This is a genomic window from Flavobacterium palustre (assembly GCF_014639535.1).
GTDB classification, from domain to species: Bacteria; Bacteroidota; Bacteroidia; order Flavobacteriales; family Flavobacteriaceae; genus Flavobacterium; species Flavobacterium palustre.
In genome coordinates this window covers 335,880-358,644 of record NZ_BMGA01000001.1, presented here as the reverse complement: position 1 = coordinate 358,644, position 22,765 = coordinate 335,880, and the positions used below count along the sequence as shown (strand labels likewise).

The window sequence follows — 22,765 nt, the reverse complement described above, 5'->3', positions numbered from 1 at the left end:
GGCTACGTTATAAAAAAATAGTATGAATAGAGATTTGATGAGGTGTTCAAATAAAATTACTGTCGTTGTAAAGAGTTTGCTTTTAATGATGACTTTTTTTTCTTCTGTAGCCAATGCTCAATTAAAAACCAAGGTAACGGAGGTTGGTTTAGGATGGAGCAATAATTCGGTCAATACTGTTATTTTTAGAAATAGTGCACTCACTACTTTTAAGAAGGTACAATATACTGCTTATTATAATCCCGAAGGTAAAATGGTTCTGGCCAAACGTAATTTGAATTCAAAAAAATGGGATGTAGTGGTAACTCCATACAGCGGAAATGTAAGGGATGCACATAACGATATTAGTATTGCTATTGATGTCGAAGGTTATTTGCATGTGAGTTGGGACCATCATGATACACGTTTGCGATATGCTAAAAGCAAAGTGCCCTTTAGTTTAGAATTAGGAGAAGAATTGTCAATGACCGGCAAAGATGAAGCTAAAGTTACTTATCCCGAATTTCATAATTTACCTGATGGGAAATTGTTGTTTTGTTACCGTTCGGGAGCTTCAGGAAGAGGGAATATGATTATAAAATCCTATGATGTGACGACTAAAAAATGGACTTCATTACAAAATAATCTAATTGACGGCGAAAATCAGCGTTCTGCCTATTGGCAAATTTGCGTAGGCAAAAAAGGGATTTACCTTTCGTGGGTGTGGAGAGAAAGTTGGGATGTATCTACTAATAATGATATCTGTTATGCTTTTTCGGCTGATGGCGGGAAAAGCTGGCAAAAATCGACTGGCGAAAAATATCATGTGCCAATAACAAAAACAACTGCTGAAATTGCCTGGAATGTTCCGCAAAACAACAGCCTGATCAATCAGACTTCGATGACTGTTGATGAGGCGGGGAATCCTTATATTGCAACCTATTGGGCTACTAATGGCGTACCGCAATACAAAGTGGTGTATTGGTCTGATAAAAAATGGAATTTAATCGATACTAATTTTCATTCGAAGCCATTTACTTTAGGCGGCGGTGGAACCAAAAGAATTCCGATTTCGAGGCCTAAAATTTTGGTCGATAAATCGATGTTGTATTTGCTTTTCAGGGACGAGGAAAGAGATAGTAAAATCACATTGGGCTATACCAATTTAGATGAAAAACAATGGGAGTTGAAAGACGTAACGGCATATTCGGTAGGGCAATGGGAGCCTAATTTTGATGTGTCACTTTGGAAGAAGAAAAAACAATTGCATATTTTTTCTCAAAATGTAAGTCAGGCCGATGGGGAAGGATTGGCTAAGGTAGATCCTCAGCCTGTAAGAGTTGTTGAATTAGAAAAATTGCCTTAAGCAAAAGGTCGCTTAATTGGAAAACACACTAAAACCACTAAATATAAACTGAGAATGAAAAGAAAAATTATTGTATCGCTTTTGTTTGCTATGCAGCTCATTAGTGCACAGCAACAAAAAAATGAATGGGAAACTCCGGACATTGTAGAGAGAAACAAAGAAGCAGGGAGGACTTCATTTGTTTTATATCAAAATGAAACGGCAGCAGCGACTAATCAAGCGGAGCAATCTTCGTATTATAAAAGCTTAGACGGGGAATGGAAATTCAATATTGTTAAAAAACCAGCCGACAGACCTTTGGATTTTCATAAAGTCGATTTGGATGATAAAAGCTGGGCTAACATTACTGTGCCGTCCAACTGGGAAATGCAGGGTTTTGATATTCCTATTTATACTAATATTACCTATCCTTTTCCGCGAAATCCGCCTTTTGTAGCTCATAATTACAACCCGGTTGGGACTTATAGAAAAACATTTACTGTGCCCGAAAATTGGAATGGTAAAGAGGTGATTCTTCATTTTGGTTCTATTTCAGGTTACGCCTGTGTTTACCTTAACGGGAAAGAAGTAGGAATGAGCAAAGCTGCCAAAACAGCAGCCGAATTTGATGTGACTCCGTTTTTACAAAAAGGAGAAAATGTACTGGCAGTTCAGGTTTTCCGTTGGCATGATGGAAGTTATTTAGAAGATCAGGATTTCTGGAGATTGAGCGGTATTGAGCGCAGTGTGTATTTGCAGGCTGTTCCAAAACTGACGGTTTGGGATTATTTTGTACACAGCGATTTAGACGAAAATTACACTAACGGACTTTTTAAAACCGCCGTTCAGCTAAGAGCTTTTCAGCAAAATAAAATCAAAAATGCCAATCTAACGCTGACTTTGTTAGATGCTCAAGGCAAAAAAGTATATGCCGAAACTAAAAAAGTTACGAATACAACTAAGGAAGTTACTTTTAATTCTACTGTCAATAATGTGAACAAATGGAGTTCAGAAACGCCTTATTTGTATCGTTATATCATAAAACTGGAAAGTGCTAACCCTGATGAAAATTCAGTTATTTATGGGAAAACAGGTTTCAGAAAAGTCGAAATGAAAAACGCCCAACTTTTAGTCAATGGCAAAGCAATATTGGTGCGTGGTGTAAATACTCAGGATCATCACGAAACCAAAGGACACGTTCCTGACCACCCAACGATGCGCAGGGATATAGAATTGATGAAACAAAATAATATCAATGCTGTCCGAATGAGCCATTATCCGCATGATCCTTATTTGTATCAGTTATGTGATGAGTACGGACTTTATGTGGTGGATGAAGCCAATATAGAAAGCCACGGAATGGGGGTTGAGGGGCAAAACATTTCTGCTGAGTCTAAGCATCCTTCTTATGTGCCAATGTGGTTTCCGGCGCATTTAGATCGTATCAAACGTATGTTGGAAATCAATAAAAATCATCCTTCGGTTATTATCTGGTCTATGGGGAACGAATGCGGTAACGGGCCTGTTTTTTATGAAGCATACAAGTGGTTGAAAAACAGAGATGCGTCTCGATTGGTACATTCGGAACAGGCTAAAGAAAATGCGAATACTGATATTGTGGCTCCAATGTATCCAACCATAAAATACATGAAAGAATATGCCGCAGCAACGGATAAAACCCGACCTTTTATCATGTGTGAATACTCACATGCTATGGGAAACAGTAACGGTAATTTTCAGGAGTATTTTGACATTATCAACAGTAGTCCACACATGCAGGGTGGATTTATTTGGGATTGGGTTGATCAGGGAATTAAAACCAAAGATGAAAACGGAACTCCTTTTTATGCTTACGGAGGTGATTTAGGTGGAAAAGATTTGCTTAATGACGAGAATTTTTGTGCTAACGGATTAGTAAATGCAGGCAGGATTCCACATCCGGGATTAGCTGAGGTGAAAAAAGTATATCAGGATATTTTGTTTAGTCTGAAAGGACAAAACCAATTGACAATCAAAAATATATTTCATTATACTAATTTGAATCAGTACCAATTTAAGTTTGAATTACTCAAAAATGGCCAGTTAATTCAGGAAAACACATTCAATACAGATTGTGATCCGGAGCAGAGTGTAACGATTGATTTGCCTCTTGAAACTTTGAGTGCTAAGGGGGAATATTTCCTAAACGTTTATGCTTACACAAAAACAGCTACTGATTTAGTTCCTGTAAATCACGAAGTAGCCAGAGAGCAATTTGCCATCGGAAAAGGGAATTTCTTTGCTGAAAAAACAATGGAAATTTCGAAAAAGAAGGAATTGAAAATCAAGAAAAGAGGGGATGAATTGTCTTTTGAGACCAATGCAATTACCGGAACTTTTGATTTGGCTAAAGGTGTTATTAAAAGTTATCAGTTAAAAAATGATAATGCCGAAGTTGTGACTCATTTTCCAACACCTTATTTCTGGAGAGCACCAACAGACAATGATTTTGGGAACAAAATGCAGGAGAAATTAGTGGCATGGAGAGAAGCTCATTCAAATCCGGAAGTAAAATCGGTTACGGTAGGAAAACAAACGGAATCAGGATTGCCAATTGCCGTTGAATATGCTTTGGCTGAAGCCAAAATACCTTACATTGTCAATTATTTGATTCAAAATAACGGAGCAATAAAAGTAACGGCAAATATTGATATTACCGATAAAAAAATGCCTGAAATGCCTCGTTTTGGGATGCGTTTAGAGCTTCCGGGAGCTTATGAGAATCTGAGCTATTATGGTCGTGGGCCATTAGAAAATTATTCGGACAGAAAAACAGCTTCTTTCTTGGGAATTCATCAGGATAAGGTGGCGAATCAGTTTGTTTGGGAATACATCCGTCCGCAGGAGTGTGGAAATAAAACCGATGCAAGATGGTTTAGTCTGCAAAATAGCAAAGGATTAGGCTTGAAAATCACCGGAGAGCAGCCGCTAAGTTTTAGTACGTTAAATGTTTCAACGGAATCTTTAGACCCGGGGAAAACTAAAATGCAACGCCATACCAATGATGTGAAACCGCAGGACAAGGTATTTGTACATGTAGATTTAGCACAACGCGGTGTGGGAGGTGATGATAGCTGGAAATCACTACCACATGAGCAATATTTGCTTACCGCACCAAAATACAGCTATAGCTATACTTTGAGTTTGTTGGATTCAAATAATTAATAATATGATTGTCCGCTAAGCGGACTAAATAAAGACAGGACACAGATGACACAGATTGAATAAATAAAAACGGATTTTTTGTAGTTTTTCAATCTGTGATAATCTGCTAAAATCAGTCCCGATAGCTATCGGGATTGTTCCATTTTTTATATTGAAATAAGAAATAAAAAGTCATAATTAACAATGCCTATTCTTTTAAAAAAACAAATAGTATCTACAAATATGAAACAAATACAAGCTATATTTTTAGCTATTTCAATAAGTTTGGTTTTAGTACTCTTCTCTTCTTGCAGCGTCACTAAAAAAGTTGCCGAAAATAACAGTGCTTACCTGTTTGTCTATTTCACAGGAAATGCAAAAACAGACGAAGCCATTCGTTTTGCCATCAGTAAAGACGGCTATAATTATTATGCGTTGAATGACAATAAACCCGTTATTGCTTCGGAGACAATCAGTACTACAGGAGGTGTGCGTGATCCTCATATTTTAAGAGGAACCGATGGAACTTTTTACATGACTGTAACCGATTTACAAACCGCAAACGGCTGGGATAATCAGGCCATGATTCTTTTAAAATCGACTGATTTAGTAAATTGGACTTCTTCCAAAGTAGATATTTCAAAAGTGTTTTCGGGATTTAAAGATGTTACCAGAGTTTGGGCGCCACAAACTATTTATGATGCTAAGGCTAAGAAATACATGCTGTACTTCTCGATGTTACAACCGGGAGGAAAGGATATTGTTTATTATTCGTATGCCAATAAAGATTTTACAGCATTGGAAACCGTGCCAAAACAACTGTTTTTCAGTCCAACAAAAGGTTCCTGCATTGATGCCGATATTATCGAAAAAGACGGGAAATTTCATTTGTTCTTAAAAACAGAAGACACTGCCGATAAAGGAATTAAGGTAGCCATTTCAGATAAACTGACTTCGGGATATGTGTTGAAAGACGAATATGTGGATCAGACTAATGAATCGGTTGAAGGTTCGGGTGTTTTTAAATTAAACAATTCCGATACTTATATCTTAATGTACGATATGTACAGAAAAGGGAAATACCAGTTTACCTCTTCAACTGATTTGAAAAATTTCAAAGTAATTGATGAGAATATTTCGATGAATTTCCATCCAAGACATGGTACGGTTTTACCAATTACCAAAACGGAAGCACAAAGGTTAATTGATAAATTTGGGTGGTTTTCAAATGGAGCTGTAGCAACGCAATCAGCAGCTATCAAACAAAATAATATTGTAGTTGATGTCGAAAATAAAAAAATGTTGCTTCCGGTAAAAAGCGGAACTGATTTGAAACATTTTGATCCGGAATTTAAAACCAATCAAGGTGTATCAGTAAGTCCGTCCGCTGCTCAGGATTTTTCTCAAAAAGCAGTGAAATATGATTTTGAATTGGGCGATTTAGGAAAAATGACTGTAGATGTAGAAGCGTTAGTTAGAAATAATCCATCATTAACGGGCTATTATGCTGATCCTGAAATTTTATATTCTAACAAGGATAATCGTTTCCATTTGTATCCTACCAGCGATGGTTTTTTTGAATGGAGTGGCGATTCTTTCAAGAGTTTTTCATCCACTAATTTAGTCGATTGGACAGATGACGGCATTTTGTTGGATTTGAAAAAAGATGTTGTCTGGACCGATGTAAAAGCCTGGGCGCCTGCAGCAGCCGAGAAAAAAATAAACGGACAATACAAATATTTCTTTTATTACACTGGGGAAGGGAAAATCGGCGTAGCAGTAAGCGATAATCCGCAGGGACCGTTTACGGATATTGGAAAGCCATTAGTAGCTACAAAACCTAACGGAATTACAAGAGGTCAGATTATTGATCCGGATGTGTTTACTGATCCTGTTTCGGGAAAAAGTTATTTGTATTATGGGAACGGATTTATGGTGGGAGTCGAATTGAATGACGACATGATTTCTGTAAAAGAAAATACTTTGACAGTCTTAAAACCAGACCGTACTTTTAGAGAAGGCACCGAGGTTTTTTACAGAAAAGGGAAGTATTATTTCTTATGGTCAGAAGATGATACCCGAAGCGAAAACTACAGAGTGCGTTACGCAACGTCTGATTCTCCGCTGGGGAATTTTAATATTCCTACAGATAATTTAATATTGGCTAAAGATCCTTCTCAGGGAATTTATGGCACAGGTCACAACTCGGTAATCCAGATTCCGGGAACGGATGAATGGTATATGGTTTATCACCGTTTTACCATTCCAAAAGGAATTACAATGGGACGTTCAGCAGGATATAACCGGGAAGTGTGTATTGACCGATTGTATTTTGACGAAGAAGGAAATATCATTGCTGCCAAACCTACATTGGAAGGAATTCAACCTCTGAAAAAATAAATTATTTTTTACCATTAAGGGATTAAGTTACATTAAGTCTAAATTCTCTTAATTTCTTAATGGTGAAAATAAAACATAATGTTTAATAAACAGCCCGCTCCGACGGAGCTAAAAAAACGTAAAAATTCATTTTACTACAAATAGTTCGCTCCATACGGAGCTCAAATCAGTCCCATCGGGACGAACTATTTGTAGAAAAAAAGAGTCCTGGTAAGGAAGCTCCATCGGAGCGAACGGTTTGTTTTTTTGATAATCAATTTTAGAATTTATGAGAAACGATATGAATTTGTGGAAATGTTTGTTCGTGTTTTTTTCGTTTTCTGTTTTGGCGAATGCCCAAAATAAATTCACAAAAATTTCAGTAAAAAACAATTTGGATTTCTCACGTAATGAAGTGGTAGCTGTTTCAGGAAAACCGCTTTTGGATTTGGTAAAAGGCAATAAACAGCAAGATCTTCGAATCAAAAAAGCAGGAACATCTGAATTTGTTGTTCTGCAATGGATTGATTACAATCAGGATGGAATTGGAGATGAACTGTTGTTTCAGGCGGAAGTTTCGGCGAAAGCAACGGCGAATTATGAAGTTATTTTTGATGGAAATATCACTTTGCTGGAAAGTCAAGTTACTACTTATTCCCGTTTTGTGCCGGAACGTACCGATGATTATGCCTGGGAAAATGATAAGGTCGCTTTTAGAACCTATGGCCCTGATGCTCAAAAAAGAGTTGAAGAAAAACGCCCTGATGGCACATTGAGCAGCGGAATCGATCTTTGGCTCAAAAGAACCGACAAATCCATTATCAATAAATGGTATGCCGAGAATGTAAAAAAACCGGGCTATTACCATATTGATCACGGTGAGGGTTATGATCCGTATCATGTAGGTGCAAGTCGTGGTACAGGAGGAAGCGGAATTTGGGAAAACAATAAATTGGCAGTTTCTAAAAATTTTGTGAGTTACAAAACCATTGCTGTTGGACCGTTGCGTACTGTTTTCGAACTGACTTATGCACCCTGGAGTTCGTATGAGGTTAAGGAAATCAAAAGGATTTCGTTAGATTTAGGTTCGAATTTTTCTAAGTTTGAAATTACAATTGATGCCCAAAAACAAATCCCGAATTACGCCACAGGAATTTCTCTGCACGAAAACAAAGGCGAAGTAAAAATCAATAAAAAAGAAGGCTGGTTCCGTCATGGGGAAACAATTGATGGTGTTTTCTTAGGCGAAGGAATTGTGATGAATCCAAAGTTAGTGAGTGATGCTTTTTCGAATGTTTCCAAAGAGAAAGATCAAAGTAATTTATTGGTAATTACAAAACCAAAAGAAAATAAGTTGACTTACTACGCTGGTTTTGCCTGGCAAAAAAGCGGTCAGGTTTCCAATCAGGCAGACTGGGATACTTTATTACAAAAACAAGCCAAATTGTTAGCTAATCCGCTTAAGATAACGATTAAAGGAAATAAATAAATCTTTTTTTGTAGTTTCGCTAAAACTTACAAAAAAAGCAGAATGGATATAATTACAGGACTAAAAGATAAGGTAGTCGTAATAACTGGAGGTGCTGGAGTATTAGGTGCCGGATTTACAAATGCACTGGCAAAACAAGGTGCTAAGGTTGCCATATTAGGAAGAGATTTGGCAAAAGCTCAAAAACTAGCTGAAGAAGTTAATAATGCAGGTGGGAAAGCAATAGGTGTTTCTGCTGATGTTTGTGATGAAGCGAGTTTAAGAAAAGCACACAAGGAAATTAATGAAGAACTAGGTTTAGTTGATATTTTAATTAACGGAGCAGGAGGAAATCATCCAAAAGGAACTAGTGCTGATGTTTCATTTGACAGAGAAAATAAAGCAGAAGGTTTACAAACATTTTTTGGTTTAGATACGGAAGGATTACGTTTTGTATTCGACCTGAATTTTATTGGTACTTTGTTGCCAACTCAGGTTTTTGCTGCCGATATGATAGGAAGAGAAGGATGCAGTATCCTGAACATTTCTTCAGTAAGTGCTTTTCATCCTTTGACAAAAGTTGTTGCTTACAGTGCTGCCAAAGCGGCAATTAGTAATTTAACAGAATGGCTTTCGGTTTATTTTGCTAAAGAAGGAATCCGTGTCAATGCACTTTCACCAGGCTTTTTCTTAACCGAACAAAACAGAACTTTATTGACTAACGAAGACGGAAGTTTGACCGAAAGAGGAAATAAAATCCTTTCACAAACACCAATGGGACGATTTGGTCAGCCAAATGATTTAGACAGTACTTTGCTTTGGCTTTGTAATCCTGATTCGCGTTTTGTAACCGGAATTGTTGTTGCCGTAGATGGAGGATTTTTAGCTTATTCTGGAGTTTAAAACACATAAAATAATCAAAATAAAATGGGAATAGAACAAACCTGGAGATGGTACGGACCAAAAGATACTGTGCCACTTTCTCATATTAAAATGGCGGGAGCTACCGGAATTGTAACGGCTTTGCACCACATTCCGAACGGAACTGTTTGGACAGTTGAAGAAATTCAAAAAAGAAAAAAAGAAATCGAAGATGCCGGATTGACCTGGTCAGTTGTTGAAAGTATCCCGGTTCACGAAAACATCAAAACCCGTAAAGGAGATTATAAAAAATACATTGAAAATTACTGTCAAAGTATAGCAAATTTAGGTGCTTGTGGTATCGATACGGTTTGTTATAATTTCATGCCGGTTTTAGACTGGACAAGAACTGATTTGTCTTTTGAAGTTGCCGATGGTTCTAAAGCTTTGCGTTTTGACAGAATGGAATTTGCTGCTTTCGAATTGTTTTTGTTAAAAAGAAAAGGAGCTGAAAACGATTATACAGCGGAAGAAGTAGCCAAAGCAACGAAGGTTTTCGAAGCGATGAACGAAGACCAAAAAACATTATTGGTTAAAAATATTATTGCCGGATTACCAGGAGCTGAAGAAGGATATACTGTTGAGCAATTGCAGACAGCATTAGACGATTATGCAGAAATAGGTGATGCCGAATTGAGAAATAATCTATACGAATTCCTAAAAGAAATTATTCCGGCTGCTGAAAAAGCTGGAATTGTAATGGCAATCCATCCTGATGATCCGCCTTATGCAATTTTAGGTTTGCCAAGGGTTGTAAGTACTGAAGCTGATGCGAAACAATTGATTGAAGTAGTAGATAGTAAAAGTAACGGATTGTGTTTTTGTACCGGTTCTTACGGTGTAAGAGAAGATAATGACTTGGTTGGAATGGTAGAACGTTTAGGTCACCGTATCAATTTTATTCACTTAAGAGCAACTAAACGTGATGCTGAAGGAAATTTCTACGAAGCAGACCATTTGGATGGCGATGTGGATATGTACGGCGTGATGAAAGCTATTGTTGAAGAACAGGATAAGAGAATTGCTAATGGTCGTCCGGATTACAGATTGCCAATGCGTCCTGATCACGGTCACCAGATGCTGGATGATTTAGATAAGAAAATGAATCCGGGTTATTCTGCAATTGGTCGATTAAGAGGTTTAGCCGAATTAAGAGGTCTTGAAAGAGGAATCAGAGGAAATCAAAGATAAAGTATAAAGAGGAGCAATTTTTGCTCCTTTTTTGTTTTAGTCACTCAACAGTTTCATTTTCAATAGCGTCAGGCTTTAGCCAGATGATTGAGTTTTGTAAATGATAAGGCTTTAGCCAAAATTTAATACGTTTTGGCTAAAGCCAATTTGGGATCTTAATTATAGAACGGGCTAAAGCCCATCCCTATTGATGTTTTACATAAAATAAGCAATCAGATTTCCATAAAACATTGTACCTCTGGAATAAAAAAAAGTTGTAGTTTTTTATTACTACAACTTTTTTATTTCTACTTTGCGGGCACAGGCAAAAGCCTGCGCTAACTTTTATCTAATGCTACAAGTTCGAACAATCGGGTTAACACACAACCGCCCAGACTTACCCCAATCGTTAGCGGAGGTATTTACCCACAAAGATTGTCAAAACAAATCTGATAAAACAATACATTTTAAAAAACTCCATTTCAATCATAAAAAAAAATGTGAAATCGAAGCAATTTGATTTCACATTCTAATATTAAAAATACTGCTTAAATCATAAAACTACATAACAACCCTATATGTTTTGTAGGTGCGTCCCATTATAACTAACCATGATAATATCCCTTTATCTATAAGTTTAGCTAATTCATTTTCTATATCTTCTGAACTATATTTTAGTAAACTATATTTTGGATGCGTTCTAATGAATTCGGAAAATTTCCATAACGAAAACTCAATTTCATTTTCAACAAAAGCAGAAATGTCATAAGCATAAATAACACTATCTTTTTCGGCAGTACATCCAGATCCATGAAACCAATAATCTATACCATTAATAGTTCCCTTTCTTTCAAAAACGCTACCTGCAATAGTACAAGGATTTTTACTTGTGTTATACTTAATTTTAAGAGAGTTTTCAAATGCTCTTATAAAACCCACGTATTCTCTTAATATATTTTCCATAAAAATTTTATTTTAAAAATGTAGTCCAGCCCAGATTTCCTCTATTTTAGTTGCAAACTTTCCATACATTTTCATTCCACTTAATTCAATGGCTTCTATAGTTCCACCAGATCTAATCGCTGCCTCTATTCTATGATGTCCATCTAAAATATATCTTTCACCTTTGTAAAGATAGGTATATACAGCTTCAGCTTGAAGAGACATATCACCAGCTTTCATTTTTCCCATGATTTCAATAATTGCTTTCTCACTTTGAGCGGCAAATTCAGTACTTTTTAAAGCTGTAAGTCCCTTCCCAGAATACTGTACAAATTTCATTGCTCCTCCACCTGATATAAACCCCGATCGCGCAGTTTTGCCTCAATCGTTAGCGCAGGTATTTACCTGTGCCCAATCCTATTAAAGATCAAATATAAAACTATTTTTTTCGTTTTATTTATATTCAAAAAGTTGTAACAGCTTTTAGGATTACAATTTTTTTGCTCTTTTTTTGTTTTAAATACTTAAGAGTTGTGTTTTAAAAAGCTAATTTTACCATTAAGAAATTAAGAAAGTTTAGGCTTAATAAACTTAATTTCTTAATGGTGAAAAATAAGTGTTAAAGGTGAAATTTTAAAGGAAAAACAGCGAACAATGAAGCGACTTCAAAATCAATTTAGAGAAAAGTTATTTTTTAGTGTTTTGCTATTATTGTCTTTTTTTAGTCTTTTTGGACAAGAGGACAAACAGGCTCCAAAGGAGGTTAAAATAGATTCTTTATACAGAGAAGATCAGTTTTATTTTGGGTTTAACTACAATACATTGCAGGAATTGCCGGCAGGAGTATCTCAGCAAAAATTCTCAATTGGTATTTCGGGTGGTTTTTTAAGAGATATGCCCATTAATAAATTGCGAACCAAAGCTTTTGCAACCGGTTTAGGAGTGAGTTATAATAATTACAACCAAAATATAGGAATTACCGGAACCGCTCAGGAGGCAATGTATAGCGTTTTAGGATCGTCGGGTTTTGATAAAAATAAATTTACCCAGTTATTAATCGATGTGCCTGTTGAGTTCAGATGGCGTACTTCTACTTATGAAAGTTATAAGTTTTGGCGTATTTACGGCGGAATGAAATTTAGTTATCTGGCATACAGTAAGTCGGTGCTGGAAAATAGCGAAGGGCGTACAGTGATTACCAATAATGCCGATTTTAATAAATTCCTCTACGGATTGTACTTGTCGGCCGGTTATAATACTTTTAATGTATATGCTTATTATGGCTTGAATCCTATTTTCAAATCAGCTGAAATTGATGGGCAGAAAATAAATACCAATGCAGTTACGGTAGGTGTGATTTTCTATATATTGTAAGCATAACCCAGCCATACAAACAGTAAAAGTATTTGTGGAATACTTCCTAAAAGTACTCCAATAATCAATTCTTTGGGTGTGTGCGCTTTCATTGTTAATCTTGATGAAGCCACAAAACCATTCATTAAAACCAGAAAAACTATTAGAGAGGTATTGGGAGTCTGATGGTGTAAACTCAAGCCGAAAACAAAAAAAGTTAAGGCGCTTATTCCCATCATGTGCAAGCTGGCTTTGATGTTAAAAAATAAGAGCGATAATGCCATCAAAGTACTGAATAATGCGGCTAACAGAAAAAAATGCAGTTCAGGATAAAGTTCGAGTGTGATGCTTTTTCGAACCAAAAGTATAATCAGAAAACATTGAATGATTAGAGGAAATTTTCGCTCTGATAATTCAGGTACCATGACTGAACTAATTTTTCCAATTCGTCGAAGCAGGAAAAAAAAGAGTATTGGAATAACAAAGGTGATGATGCTTACCTGAAGCAAAACCAAATATTTTTCTTTATTTATAAAATAAGATTGGTTAGAGAAAAGGTAAAAAAGCGTAGCGTATATCGGGATGAATACCGGATGAAAAATATAAGAGAAAAAAGGGAAAATTCTTTTTGGCATTGTGAAACAGCTTAGACTCACAAATATAACGAAAGTTGTAAAAAGTCATTGTCTATTCTGATTAGTTTTATTTTGAGTCCCTTTTTTTAACTTCAACTGTGTGGTTTCAATTTAAAAAGAAGTCTTATTTTTGAGGAAGTATTTAGTCTTAATTCCGTTTTTTAAATCAATGAGTATAATAATCAAAAACTGCATCTCCATTCTGGACGCTAAATGGTTTGGGATTAATCCCGAAGCAACCATAGATAATATATCGATTGATAGCCGTTCGCTGCAAAATAGTACACATACGCTGTTTTTTGCTTTAGTTGGTCCTAACAATGATGCGCACCATTATATCAAAGATTTAATTGAAAACGGAGTGAAAAATTTTGTGGTGACTCATGTTCCGCCAAATTGTGAGGATAGTGCCAATTTTTTAATTGTAGAAAATACTTTAGCGGCTTTGCAGCAGTTTGCCGCTTATTACCGTTCTCTTTTCGAATTTCCAATTATTGGTTTAACCGGAAGTAACGGAAAAACAATTGTCAAAGAATGGCTTAATTTTCTTTTAAGCCCTGATTATAATGTGATTCGAAGTCCTAAGAGTTATAATTCTCAGGTGGGAGTGCCGTTATCGGTAATTGCGATTAATGAAAAACACAATCTGGGCATTTTTGAAGCGGGGATTTCTACCGTTTCCGAAATGGATAAACTGGAAACAATCATCAAGCCTACTATTGGTGTGTTGACTAATATAGGTTCCTCACATGACGAAGGTTTTGCTGATTTGGAAGAAAAAATCCAGCAAAAAATGCTGTTGTTTCAGGATGCCGAAGTTTTGATTTATCAAAAAAGCGCACAGATTGAAAAACATATCAGTGCTAAAACTAAAGCTTTTTCCTGGAGTTTTAAAGATGAAAATGCCAATGTTTTTGTGTTTAAAAAAGAAATTGCTAGTCACGAAACAACTTTGTTTTATACTTACAAAGGCAATTCTTATGAATTAAAAATTCCTTTTATTGATAAGGCTTCTATTGAAAATGCGATTTCCTGCTTAATGGTGTTGCTGTATTTTGATTACGAAAGTGATGCAATTCAATCGAGAATGGAAATGCTTTTTCCGGTCGAAATGCGTCTGGAAGTGAAAAACGGAATCAACAATTGTACAATCATTGACGATAGTTACAGCTCCGATTTTCAGTCGCTTAAGATTGCTTTGGATGTTTTAGAAAGTCAGAATCAATTCCAAAAGAAAACCGTGATACTTTCGGATATTTTTCAGAGTGGTTTTCCTAACGAACAATTGTATGCTAAGGTAGCGCAGTTGATTGTTTCGAACAAAATTAATCGCGTTATCGGAATTGGTACAACTATTTCGGAGTTTAAAGATACATTTTCGAATTGTATTACGTTTAAAACCACAGCCGAGTTCATCTCGAATTTTGAAAAACTGGATTTTTCCAATGAAAGTATTCTGATAAAAGGAGCGCGTTCGTTTCAGTTTGAAGAGATTGTAACTTTACTCGAAGAGAAAACCCATGAAACCGTTCTGGAAATTAACCTGAATGCAATCAGTTATAATCTGAATTTCTTTAAATCAAAGTTGAAACCCAAGGTCAAAATAATGGTGATGGTCAAGGCTTTTGGTTATGGAAATGGCGGACTCGAAATAGCCAAATTACTCGAACATCACAAAGTGGATTATCTGGGTGTGGCTTTCGCCGATGAAGGAATTTCGTTAAAAAATGGCGGAATCAAATTGCCAATTATGGTTTTGAATCCGGAGAGTACCAGTTTTTCTGCGATTATTCAGTATGGATTAGAACCTGAAATATATAGTTTGAAAGGTTTGCATGCCTTTTTGAAAATTGCCAAACAAAAGAATCTCAGTCATTTTCCAATTCATATTAAACTGGACACGGGCATGCATCGTTTGGGATTTGAAGAAAATACCGTTGACGAAATGATTGCGATTTTAAAGGGGAATACTAATGTAAGGGTTCAAAGCATATTGTCGCACATGGCTACGAGCGATGATTCTAAATATTATGATTTTGCGCTTTCGCAAATTGTACTTTATGATAAATTATCTTCAAAGATTATGACTGAATTAGAAATCCATCCTATTCGTCATATTTTGAATACTTCTGGAATTTCTAATTTCCCGGATACGCAATTTGATATGGTGCGTCTGGGAATTGGTTTGTATGGTGTTTCTAACGATGCCGAGGAGCAAAAAAAGTTAGAAAATGTGGGGACATTAAAATCCATTATTTCTCAAATCAGAACTATTCCGGCGGGAGATAGTGTGGGTTATGGTCGAAGATTTATGGCTGATAAACAAACCAAAGTCGCTACAATTCCGATAGGTTATGCCGATGGTATTGCCAGAGCCTGGGGTAATGGTGTTGGTTATGTAACTATAAAAGAGCAAAAAGCAACTATCCTGGGCAGTGTTTGTATGGATATGCTGATGGTGGATGTCACTGAAATTGATTGTGCCGAAGGTGATGAAGTGATCATCTTTGGAGAAAATCCCAATGTTTCTTTCATTGCCGAAAAACTCAATACCATTCCATACGAAATATTGACCAGTATTTCGCAGCGGGTGAAACGAGTGTTCTATCGTTAGTATGTTTTTTTTGTTGAAATGTTTTTTTTGTTAAAAAAAATATTAATTTAGAAAAATCAAAAATTAGTGTAATTATAAAAAGGATAAATTATGGGATTTTTTAGCGATTTTAAAGCCTCTCTAATGAAAGGCGACGTATTGAGTTTAGCCACTGCTGTTGTTATTGGTGGTGCTTTTGGTAAAATTGTGGGTTCTGCAGTTGAAGATGTTATCATGCCAATCGTAGGTTTATTGACAGGTGGAATCGATTTTACTACCAAGTTTATTTCTTTAGACGGAAATAGTTATGCTGATTTGGCTGCTGCTAAAGCTGCCGGGGCTTCAGTAATAACTTATGGTAACTTTGTTCAGGCAGTAATTAACTTTGTGATTATTTCATTCTTTATTTTTGTTGTTTTAAGAGCTGCTGAGAAAATGAAAAAGAAAGAAGAAGCTCCTGCACCTGCTGCACCAGCTGGACCAACTCAAGAAGAGTTATTAACTCAAATTAGAGACTTGTTAAAAAAGTAATACCGCTTCACTATATGTTCAACTAAACCACTCCATAAAGGGGTGGTTTTTCTATTTTGTTAAATTTGTAACTTTTTGTTACTTTTTGTGAACACGCTTGTTTTCCTTTGAATAATACTTACTTTTGCAGTTCAAAATTTGATTTTAATAAAATAACAATATACAGATATGAAAATAGCAGTTGTGGGTGCAACCGGGATGGTTGGAGAAGTAATGTTACAGGTTTTGGCAGAAAGAAACTTTGTGAAAGCTAATGACGAATTAATCCTTGTAGCTTCTGAGCGTTCAGTAGGTAAAGAAATGGAATTTCAAGGAAAAACATACAAAGTAGTTGGATTAGCTACTGCTGTGGAAATGAAACCTGAAATTGCTTTATTCTCTGCTGGTGGAGGAACTTCATTAGAGTGGGCTCCAAAATTTGCTGAAGTAGGTACAACTGTTGTGGATAACTCTTCGGCTTGGAGAATGGATCCTACTAAAAAATTAATTGTTCCTGAAATAAATGCTGACCAATTAACAAAAGAGGACAAAATCATTGCTAACCCAAACTGTTCGACTATTCAAATGGTTTTGGCTTTGGCACCTTTGCATAAAAAATACAACATCAAACGTGTAATTGTTTCTACTTACCAATCTATCACTGGAACTGGTGTAAAAGCGGTTAAACAATTAGAAAACGAGTACGCCGGAATTGACGGAGAAATGGCTTATAAATACCAAATCCACCGTAATGCGATTCCTCAATGTGATGTTTTTGAAGATAACGGATACACTAAAGAAGAGATGAAATTAGTTAAAGAAACTAAGAAAATCTTAAGTGATGATTCTGTTAAAGTTACGGCTACTGCAGTTCGTGTGCCAATCGTAGGAGGACACTCTGAGGCGGTTAACGTAGAATTCTCAAATGATTTTGATATCAATGAAGTAAGAAGTATTTTAGAAAACACTGATGGAGTTGTGGTTCAGGATAACTTACAAGAGTTTGAATACCCAATGCCATTATTCGCTCAAGGTAAAAACGAAGTTTTCGTAGGTCGTTTAAGAAGAGACGAGTCACAAGCTAATACTTTAAACATGTGGATTGTTGCCGATAACTTAAGAAAAGGTGCTGCAACTAACACAATTCAAATTGCTGAATATTTAGTAGCGAACAACTTAGTGTAATTACTAAATCACTATAAACAGAAAAGCTTCTCGATTGAGAAGCTTTTTTTATGGACTACATTGTCATTGCGAGCGCAGCGAAGCAATCTCATCTTGCTGGGAACAGAAAGCAATGCTTCGCTTGCTTTTATGTATATCTGAGCGGTTGGGATTTTTTGTGCAAAATTAGATTTCAATATTGATAGTAACTTTTCCGCCAAAACCTTTTTCTACAATATCATAAAGCGTTTTTAGTGTTAAGTTGCTTCCGTTGTTTTCAATTCGGGAAATGTATTCACGTTTTTTATCAATGCGTTCACCAAGTTCTGTTTGAGTAAGATGTTTGGCTTCACGGGCTTTTTTTAATTGTAAGCCAATTTTAAAACCTTCAAAATCTCGTTCCAGTTCGTCACGTCTTTCGGTTCCTTTTTCACCGTAAACAGTATCTTTAATTTCTTTCCAACTTTTAGTTTCCATGTTCATTTGATTTTTCCTGATAATACTGATTCATTAATCGTAACGCTTTTTCAATCTCATTTTTTGGAGTTTTTTGCGTTTTCTTTTGAAAGCCATTGAGAAGAATCACTAGTTTGCCATTGTCGAAAAAACAAAAAACTCTCCAGATATTAGAAGCCAGTTGTATTCTTGCTTCATAAAGTCCGTTAGTTCCTTCCATCGATTTTAAATAATTGGATGGAACACGTTCGAGAGTTTCAATCGCTTCAATAATCTTAAAAATTTTGTCCTGAACTTTTCTAGGCTGTTCCAGAAGAAAATTTTCAAAATAGTTTTTGTAAGCTATGACTTCACGTACTTTCATTTTCCAAAGGTAACTTAAAAGTTACGCAATTGCAAGTTTTTTTAAATCAATAGATTGGCTTTATTGAGTTTTGTTTTTCATTAGAAGTCAGTTTCCGCAATTTTGTCATTCCGAGGAACGAGGAATCTCATCCAGAAACTTATAAGTATTGAGTTTTATTTTTATTCACTGTTGCGGAATGCAATGCAGCGCTAACGTTTGTGTATATTCGAGCGATTGGGTGTTTTTTAATAATTTAAAATATTAAAAATTTCTTGTGTTTTGAATCTTATCAATTCACTGTGGTTTTCATTTTTAACTTCAATTTCGTCAATGTATTTAATAATTTCATCCTTGTTATTTTTATATAGTTCAGTGTAATTTACTCTTATTTTTTCAGAATATTCAAGTTGACTTATCATAGTTGCAGATCTTTGGAGAATTGCGTCGAAAAATTCTCTCTGTATTGCTAAGTTTTTTGATGCAAATGACATAATCTGTTCGTTAATTTTTAGTATCCGAATTATTGGATGAGGATGACTGTTTTCTCTGTAGTAGATTTTCTGAAATAAGTTTCCAGAAAAAATGATTATTATATTTCCTGTTGTGAATAGCAGTGCAGTTAAAAAATTAAACAAATCAAATATCTCGAATTGATTATTGATGTTTTTTATTTTTTCTAGTAATTTATACGTACTCATTGATGAACCAAAAAGATCAGCGTCAAATTCGTAGATATGCTGTCTAATATCAAATGGTCTTTCATTTGAATATTGTTCTTGAAGATCAAATGTATTACTTTCTTTAGCTTCACTTGATTGAATCACGTGTGCAAGTTCATGATAGAAGAGATAGTAAATACAACATGTAGTTGAAATTTTTTTTAATCTTTCTTTTTCACTTTCTTGAATAATTAAACTTGCAATATTTTCATAAAGAAAAAGCTCAATAGACTCATATATAATATTTTCTAACTTTTCAATTAGTCCTATGTTGAATGTAATTAATGAATGTTGTTTTCTTACAGTCGCTTTTGCATTAAAAGCATAATTATAATTAACTGCGAAGTTTAAATTGATTTTCAGTTTTTCAGATGCGTTGTTGCATAACTCAACACACTTATTAATACATTTCAAGGCAAAATCTTCGTTTTTAAATATTTTGAATTCTGACTCATCAAGTAAGTGTAGTCTTAACTCAGGAAAATGAATTTTAGCTTGATGAATGTGAGTAGAATAGTTCATAAAATATTTAATGAATTTTATATACACTCAATTTTAGTTGAGTTTTATTTATTTTCAAATATATTAAAATATTCTTACAAATTTTTCAAAAAGCTTTTTAAAGAAAAATCAAAATCAGCCCACCTTGGATTTCTTAATCCCACCGCTTACCTTTGCAGTCTATGAAAAGAAAACAGCTGATATTTAGTTTTACTCTGGCAGCGGCGGTATTGTTCTCAATACTGTTCCAGTCTTTTCATAGTTATGAGCATTTAGAAGAACAACTTTCTCATAAATTCTGTCATCACGACACCACTAAGAATAAGTCAGAACTAACCCATGAACACAAAGTAATTGAGCATTGTGCCATTTGCCAGTTTGCCTTTGGGAGTTGTTTGTATCCTAAATTTATAAGTTATCATTTCTTTTCTGATTTTAGAGCGATTCCTTTTTTCGCTACTAATCCGAAAGAAATTCTTTCCTTCTCAGGGAGTTTATTTGCGCACCGCGGCCCTCCTGCAAGTATTGTTTAATACAATTTAATTCATAAATCAGAACCGCAAACTTGTCATTCCGACGAAGGAGGAATCTTCGTTGCGTGAGTCGCTTGATGAGATTCCTCCTTCGTCGGAATGACAAATTAACATGGTTTTTCTGTTAAGAAACTCTTTCTATTCATAATTTCTCATTTTGATTATGAGAAATCAAACAATACAATCATTTCAATGAAAAAATATATAATTGCCCTGTTTATGGGGTTTTCGGCTTTATTGCAGGCTCAAAATACCGTTTTGGGAACAGTAACCGATGGAACTAATCAACCTATAATTGGAGCTTCGGTTTATATTCCGGAACTGCACAAAGGAACTACTACTGATGCCGATGGAAAATACGCTTTTAAAAATTTGCCCAACGGAAGTTTCAGGATTGCTTTTTCTTATGTGGGTTTTAAGACCATAAATCAATGGATCGAAAAACTCACTAAAAATACCGTTGTGAATATCCAAATGGAAAATGCTATTCTGGAGATTGATGAGGTAATTGTTTCTACTCCTTTTAATAAAATGCAATCGCAAAACGTGATGAAAGTAGAACACGAAAGTATAGAAAGTTTACAGCAAAAAGGGACTTCGACTTTAATAGAAGGACTGGCAACTATTCCCGGTGTTTCCCAGATTTCTACCGGAACTTCCATTGGGAAACCGGTGATTCGTGGTTTGAGCGGGAATCGTGTTTTAGTGTATTCTCAGGGAGTTCGTATCGAAAATCAGCAGTTTGGAGCGGAGCATGGTTTGGGGTTAAATGATGCAGGAGTCGAAAGTGTTGAGGTGATCAAAGGGCCGGCTTCGTTATTATACGGTTCGGATGCCATGGGAGGGGTTTTGTATTTTAATCCGGAAAAATTTGCCAATGCGCACACTTTTAAAGCAAATTTTAATCAAAAATATTTCAGTAATACATTGGGGAGCAATGCTTCAGTGGGACTGAAAACATCCACGGATAACTGGAAATTTTTAGCCAGAGGAACTCACAATACGCATTCGGATTATAAAACCGGGCAAGGAGATCGGGTAACCAATAGCCGTTACAACGAAACCGATTTTAAAACCGGAATAGGATACAACAACAGCAAATTTTCTACTGTTGTCCGATACAATTTTAACAAACTGGATTTAGGAATTCCCGAAGAAGGTTTGGCGGAGCAAACTTACAGTAAAGATCCTGAATCTCCCCGTCAGGAAGTGTACAATCATTTATTGAGTTTAAATAATGTGATTTATTTTGGCAATTCAAAATTAGATGTCGATTTAGGTTATATTTCTAATAATCGTATGGAATATGAAGAAGGCAATGAGGCTTCTTTAGACATGCTGCTGAATACTTACAATTATAATGCAAAATACCATTTGCCAAAAACGGGGCGTTTTGAAACGGTTTTAGGAATTCAGGGAATGCACCAAACCAATAAAAATCGTGGAGAAGAATATTTGATTCCGGATGCTACTACGAATGATTTTGGTGTTTTTGGAACGGTGAATTACGAATGGGGAACAAGTGTTTTGCAGGCAGGATTGCGTTTTGATAACCGTAATTTAAATTCTTTGGCACATGAAGCCGGAGAGGAGGAGCATCATGATGAAGAAACTGAGGAAGAACATGAGCATGATCACGAACATCATGGTGGCGATTTTGATGCCCTGAACCGATCTTTCAATAGTGTAAATGTTTCGTTAGGATATAAAACCAATATTTCAAAAGAATTAGTACTGCGTATGAATGTGGCTTCGGGTTTTAGAGCACCTAATTTGGCCGAGTTGACTTCTAATGGAGTGCATCATGGAACGAATCGTTACGAGATAGGAAACGCTAATTTGAAAACCGAGCAAAACCTGCAAACCGATATTAATTTAGAGTACGGAAATACGCATTTTGAGTTTTTTGTAAACGGATTTTACAATCATATCAATAATTACATTTATACCTCGCCTACGGGTGAGATTATGGATGATACTGATGTGTTTGAATATGTTCAGGATAATGCCAAGTTGTACGGAGGTGAAGTAGGTTTGCATCTTCACCCGCATCCGTTGGATTGGTTGCATTACGAAACCAGTTTTGAAACCGTTACCGGAAAAAAGTCCCGAAGTGTCGGGAGTGATTTTCTACCTTTAATTCCGGCTAATAATTGGAACAATACCATCAGAACCGAATTTAAAATTAAGAATTGGTTCGAAGAAGGTTTTGCCAGTTTGAATGTCAATACCACTTTTAATCAAGATAAGGTGAGCGGTTTTGAAACCAGTTCTAACGGCTATACTTTAGTGAATTTAGGTTTTGGAGGAAAAGTAAAATGGGGAAAAACCGAATTTAATGTTAATTTAAACGGTAACAATTTATTCGATAAAAAATACATCGCCCATTTTTCAAGATTAAAAACCGATGGGATTCCTAATATTGGAAGAAACATTGTTCTGGGGATGAATTTTAATTTATAAGATGTTTTAACCGCAAAGAAAATAAGGTTTAACGCAAAGCTCACAAAGCTTTGTGTACTTCGTGGTTAAACAGTATTTAAACCATTAAGATATTTAAGAGAGTTG

The 22,765-nt window shown here is 35.6% G+C and carries 18 protein-coding genes; 12 read left to right on the top strand and 6 right to left on the bottom strand.

Annotation, left to right across the window (positions count from 1 at the left end):
• Positions 1 to 85 precede the first annotated feature (85 nt).
• From IEV84_RS01570 to uxuA, 6 genes are all read left to right on the top strand, one after another.
• Positions 86 to 1,345, top strand: coding sequence for a BNR repeat-containing protein (locus tag IEV84_RS01570; RefSeq protein ID WP_229732567.1), 1,260 nt, complete (start codon positions 86 to 88; stop codon positions 1,343 to 1,345).
• Positions 1,346 to 1,399: 54 nt separating this feature from the next.
• The gene (gene lacZ / locus IEV84_RS01565) at positions 1,400 to 4,528 is read left to right on the top strand and encodes a beta-galactosidase, LacZ type (RefSeq protein WP_188491753.1); all 3,129 of its coding nucleotides are present in this window, start codon (positions 1,400 to 1,402) and stop codon (positions 4,526 to 4,528) included.
• 222 nt (positions 4,529 to 4,750) lie between these two features.
• Positions 4,751 to 6,907, top strand: coding sequence for a glycoside hydrolase family 43 protein (locus IEV84_RS01560; RefSeq protein WP_188491751.1), 2,157 nt, complete (start codon positions 4,751 to 4,753; stop codon positions 6,905 to 6,907).
• 268 nt (positions 6,908 to 7,175) lie between these two features.
• Positions 7,176 to 8,375, top strand: coding sequence for a BT3233 family polysaccharide utilization protein (locus IEV84_RS01555; protein ID WP_188491748.1), 1,200 nt, complete (start codon positions 7,176 to 7,178; stop codon positions 8,373 to 8,375).
• A 42-nt stretch (positions 8,376 to 8,417) separates the two neighbouring features.
• Positions 8,418 to 9,257 (top strand): SDR family oxidoreductase, encoded by an 840-nt coding sequence (locus IEV84_RS01550; protein WP_188491747.1) that lies wholly within the window; start codon positions 8,418 to 8,420, stop codon positions 9,255 to 9,257.
• Between the two features lie 30 nt (positions 9,258 to 9,287).
• Positions 9,288 to 10,466 (top strand): mannonate dehydratase, encoded by a 1,179-nt coding sequence (gene uxuA, locus IEV84_RS01545; protein WP_229732606.1) that lies wholly within the window; start codon positions 9,288 to 9,290, stop codon positions 10,464 to 10,466.
• A gap of 540 nt (positions 10,467 to 11,006) precedes the next feature.
• On the opposite strand, the gene IEV84_RS01540 is transcribed toward uxuA, so the two are convergent.
• Entirely contained in the window at positions 11,007 to 11,408 is a 402-nt protein-coding gene (locus tag IEV84_RS01540; protein WP_188491743.1) for a DUF6896 domain-containing protein, read from the bottom strand.
• Between the two features lie 12 nt (positions 11,409 to 11,420).
• Positions 11,421 to 11,726: a ParB N-terminal domain-containing protein gene (locus IEV84_RS01535; protein ID WP_188491741.1), complete on the bottom strand. Its 306-nt coding sequence runs from the start codon at positions 11,724 to 11,726 to the stop codon at positions 11,421 to 11,423.
• Positions 11,727 to 12,041: 315 nt separating this feature from the next.
• On the opposite strand from IEV84_RS01535, the gene IEV84_RS01530 reads away from it, so the two are divergent.
• Positions 12,042 to 12,761, top strand: a complete 720-nt coding sequence (locus IEV84_RS01530; RefSeq protein WP_188491739.1) for a porin family protein — start codon at positions 12,042 to 12,044, stop codon at positions 12,759 to 12,761.
• On the opposite strand, the gene IEV84_RS01525 is transcribed toward IEV84_RS01530, so the two are convergent.
• Positions 12,749 to 13,375 carry a hypothetical protein gene (locus IEV84_RS01525; RefSeq protein WP_188491738.1) on the bottom strand — a complete coding sequence of 209 codons (627 nt, stop codon included), beginning with the start codon at positions 13,373 to 13,375 and terminating at the stop codon, positions 12,749 to 12,751. The two genes, IEV84_RS01530 and IEV84_RS01525, sit on opposite strands and share 13 nt — an antisense overlap.
• A 169-nt stretch (positions 13,376 to 13,544) precedes the next feature.
• On the opposite strand from IEV84_RS01525, the gene IEV84_RS01520 reads away from it, so the two are divergent.
• From IEV84_RS01520 to IEV84_RS01510, 3 genes are all read left to right on the top strand, one after another.
• Complete coding sequence (locus IEV84_RS01520; protein WP_188491736.1) at positions 13,545 to 15,989, top strand: bifunctional UDP-N-acetylmuramoyl-tripeptide:D-alanyl-D-alanine ligase/alanine racemase; 2,445 nt, start codon at positions 13,545 to 13,547, stop codon at positions 15,987 to 15,989.
• A gap of 90 nt (positions 15,990 to 16,079) precedes the next feature.
• Entirely contained in the window at positions 16,080 to 16,499 is a 420-nt protein-coding gene (gene mscL, locus IEV84_RS01515; protein WP_188491734.1) for a large-conductance mechanosensitive channel protein MscL, read from the top strand.
• Positions 16,500 to 16,667: 168 nt separating this feature from the next.
• Positions 16,668 to 17,663, top strand: coding sequence for an aspartate-semialdehyde dehydrogenase (locus IEV84_RS01510; RefSeq protein WP_188491732.1), 996 nt, complete (start codon positions 16,668 to 16,670; stop codon positions 17,661 to 17,663).
• Between the two features lie 165 nt (positions 17,664 to 17,828).
• Here the strand turns inward: IEV84_RS01510 and IEV84_RS01505 are convergent, their stop codons facing one another.
• The 3 genes from IEV84_RS01505 to IEV84_RS01495 all read right to left on the bottom strand — a co-directional run bounded on the left by IEV84_RS01505 (position 17,829) and on the right by IEV84_RS01495 (position 19,685).
• A complete protein-coding gene (locus IEV84_RS01505) occupies positions 17,829 to 18,119 on the bottom strand; it encodes a helix-turn-helix domain-containing protein (protein ID WP_188491730.1) in 291 nt (96 codons plus the stop codon).
• The gene (locus IEV84_RS01500) at positions 18,109 to 18,462 is read right to left on the bottom strand and encodes a type II toxin-antitoxin system RelE/ParE family toxin (protein ID WP_188491728.1); all 354 of its coding nucleotides are present in this window, start codon (positions 18,460 to 18,462) and stop codon (positions 18,109 to 18,111) included. Before IEV84_RS01500 ends, IEV84_RS01505 begins: the two co-directional genes overlap by 11 nt.
• A 227-nt stretch (positions 18,463 to 18,689) precedes the next feature.
• A complete protein-coding gene (locus IEV84_RS01495) occupies positions 18,690 to 19,685 on the bottom strand; it encodes a hypothetical protein (RefSeq protein WP_188491726.1) in 996 nt (331 codons plus the stop codon).
• A 161-nt stretch (positions 19,686 to 19,846) separates the two neighbouring features.
• Between IEV84_RS01495 and IEV84_RS01490 the strand changes: the two genes are divergently transcribed.
• Together IEV84_RS01490 and IEV84_RS01485 are read left to right on the top strand one after the other, a co-directional pair.
• Entirely contained in the window at positions 19,847 to 20,197 is a 351-nt protein-coding gene (locus tag IEV84_RS01490) for a hypothetical protein (protein ID WP_188491724.1), read from the top strand.
• Positions 20,198 to 20,389: 192 nt separating this feature from the next.
• Positions 20,390 to 22,660 (top strand): TonB-dependent receptor, encoded by a 2,271-nt coding sequence (locus IEV84_RS01485; protein ID WP_188491722.1) that lies wholly within the window; start codon positions 20,390 to 20,392, stop codon positions 22,658 to 22,660.
• Positions 22,661 to 22,765: the final 105 nt, after the last annotated feature.

Coding starts and splice junctions, on each gene's coding strand:
- IEV84_RS01570 (WP_229732567.1), top strand. CDS start 86: ATGATGACTTTTTTTTCTTCTGTAGCCAATGCTCAATTAAAAACCAAG.
- lacZ (WP_188491753.1), top strand. CDS start 1,400: ATGAAAAGAAAAATTATTGTATCGCTTTTGTTTGCTATGCAGCTCATT.
- IEV84_RS01560 (WP_188491751.1), top strand. CDS start 4,751: ATGAAACAAATACAAGCTATATTTTTAGCTATTTCAATAAGTTTGGTT.
- IEV84_RS01555 (WP_188491748.1), top strand. CDS start 7,176: ATGAGAAACGATATGAATTTGTGGAAATGTTTGTTCGTGTTTTTTTCG.
- IEV84_RS01550 (WP_188491747.1), top strand. CDS start 8,418: ATGGATATAATTACAGGACTAAAAGATAAGGTAGTCGTAATAACTGGA.
- IEV84_RS01540 (WP_188491743.1), bottom strand. CDS start 11,408: ATGGAAAATATATTAAGAGAATACGTGGGTTTTATAAGAGCATTTGAA.
- IEV84_RS01535 (WP_188491741.1), bottom strand. CDS start 11,726: ATGAAATTTGTACAGTATTCTGGGAAGGGACTTACAGCTTTAAAAAGT.
- IEV84_RS01530 (WP_188491739.1), top strand. CDS start 12,042: ATGAAGCGACTTCAAAATCAATTTAGAGAAAAGTTATTTTTTAGTGTT.
- IEV84_RS01525 (WP_188491738.1), bottom strand. CDS start 13,375: ATGCCAAAAAGAATTTTCCCTTTTTTCTCTTATATTTTTCATCCGGTA.
- IEV84_RS01520 (WP_188491736.1), top strand. CDS start 13,545: ATGAGTATAATAATCAAAAACTGCATCTCCATTCTGGACGCTAAATGG.
- mscL (WP_188491734.1), top strand. CDS start 16,080: ATGGGATTTTTTAGCGATTTTAAAGCCTCTCTAATGAAAGGCGACGTA.
- IEV84_RS01510 (WP_188491732.1), top strand. CDS start 16,668: ATGAAAATAGCAGTTGTGGGTGCAACCGGGATGGTTGGAGAAGTAATG.
- IEV84_RS01505 (WP_188491730.1), bottom strand. CDS start 18,119: ATGGAAACTAAAAGTTGGAAAGAAATTAAAGATACTGTTTACGGTGAA.
- IEV84_RS01500 (WP_188491728.1), bottom strand. CDS start 18,462: ATGAAAGTACGTGAAGTCATAGCTTACAAAAACTATTTTGAAAATTTT.
- IEV84_RS01495 (WP_188491726.1), bottom strand. CDS start 19,685: ATGAACTATTCTACTCACATTCATCAAGCTAAAATTCATTTTCCTGAG.
- IEV84_RS01490 (WP_188491724.1), top strand. CDS start 19,847: ATGAAAAGAAAACAGCTGATATTTAGTTTTACTCTGGCAGCGGCGGTA.
- IEV84_RS01485 (WP_188491722.1), top strand. CDS start 20,390: ATGAAAAAATATATAATTGCCCTGTTTATGGGGTTTTCGGCTTTATTG.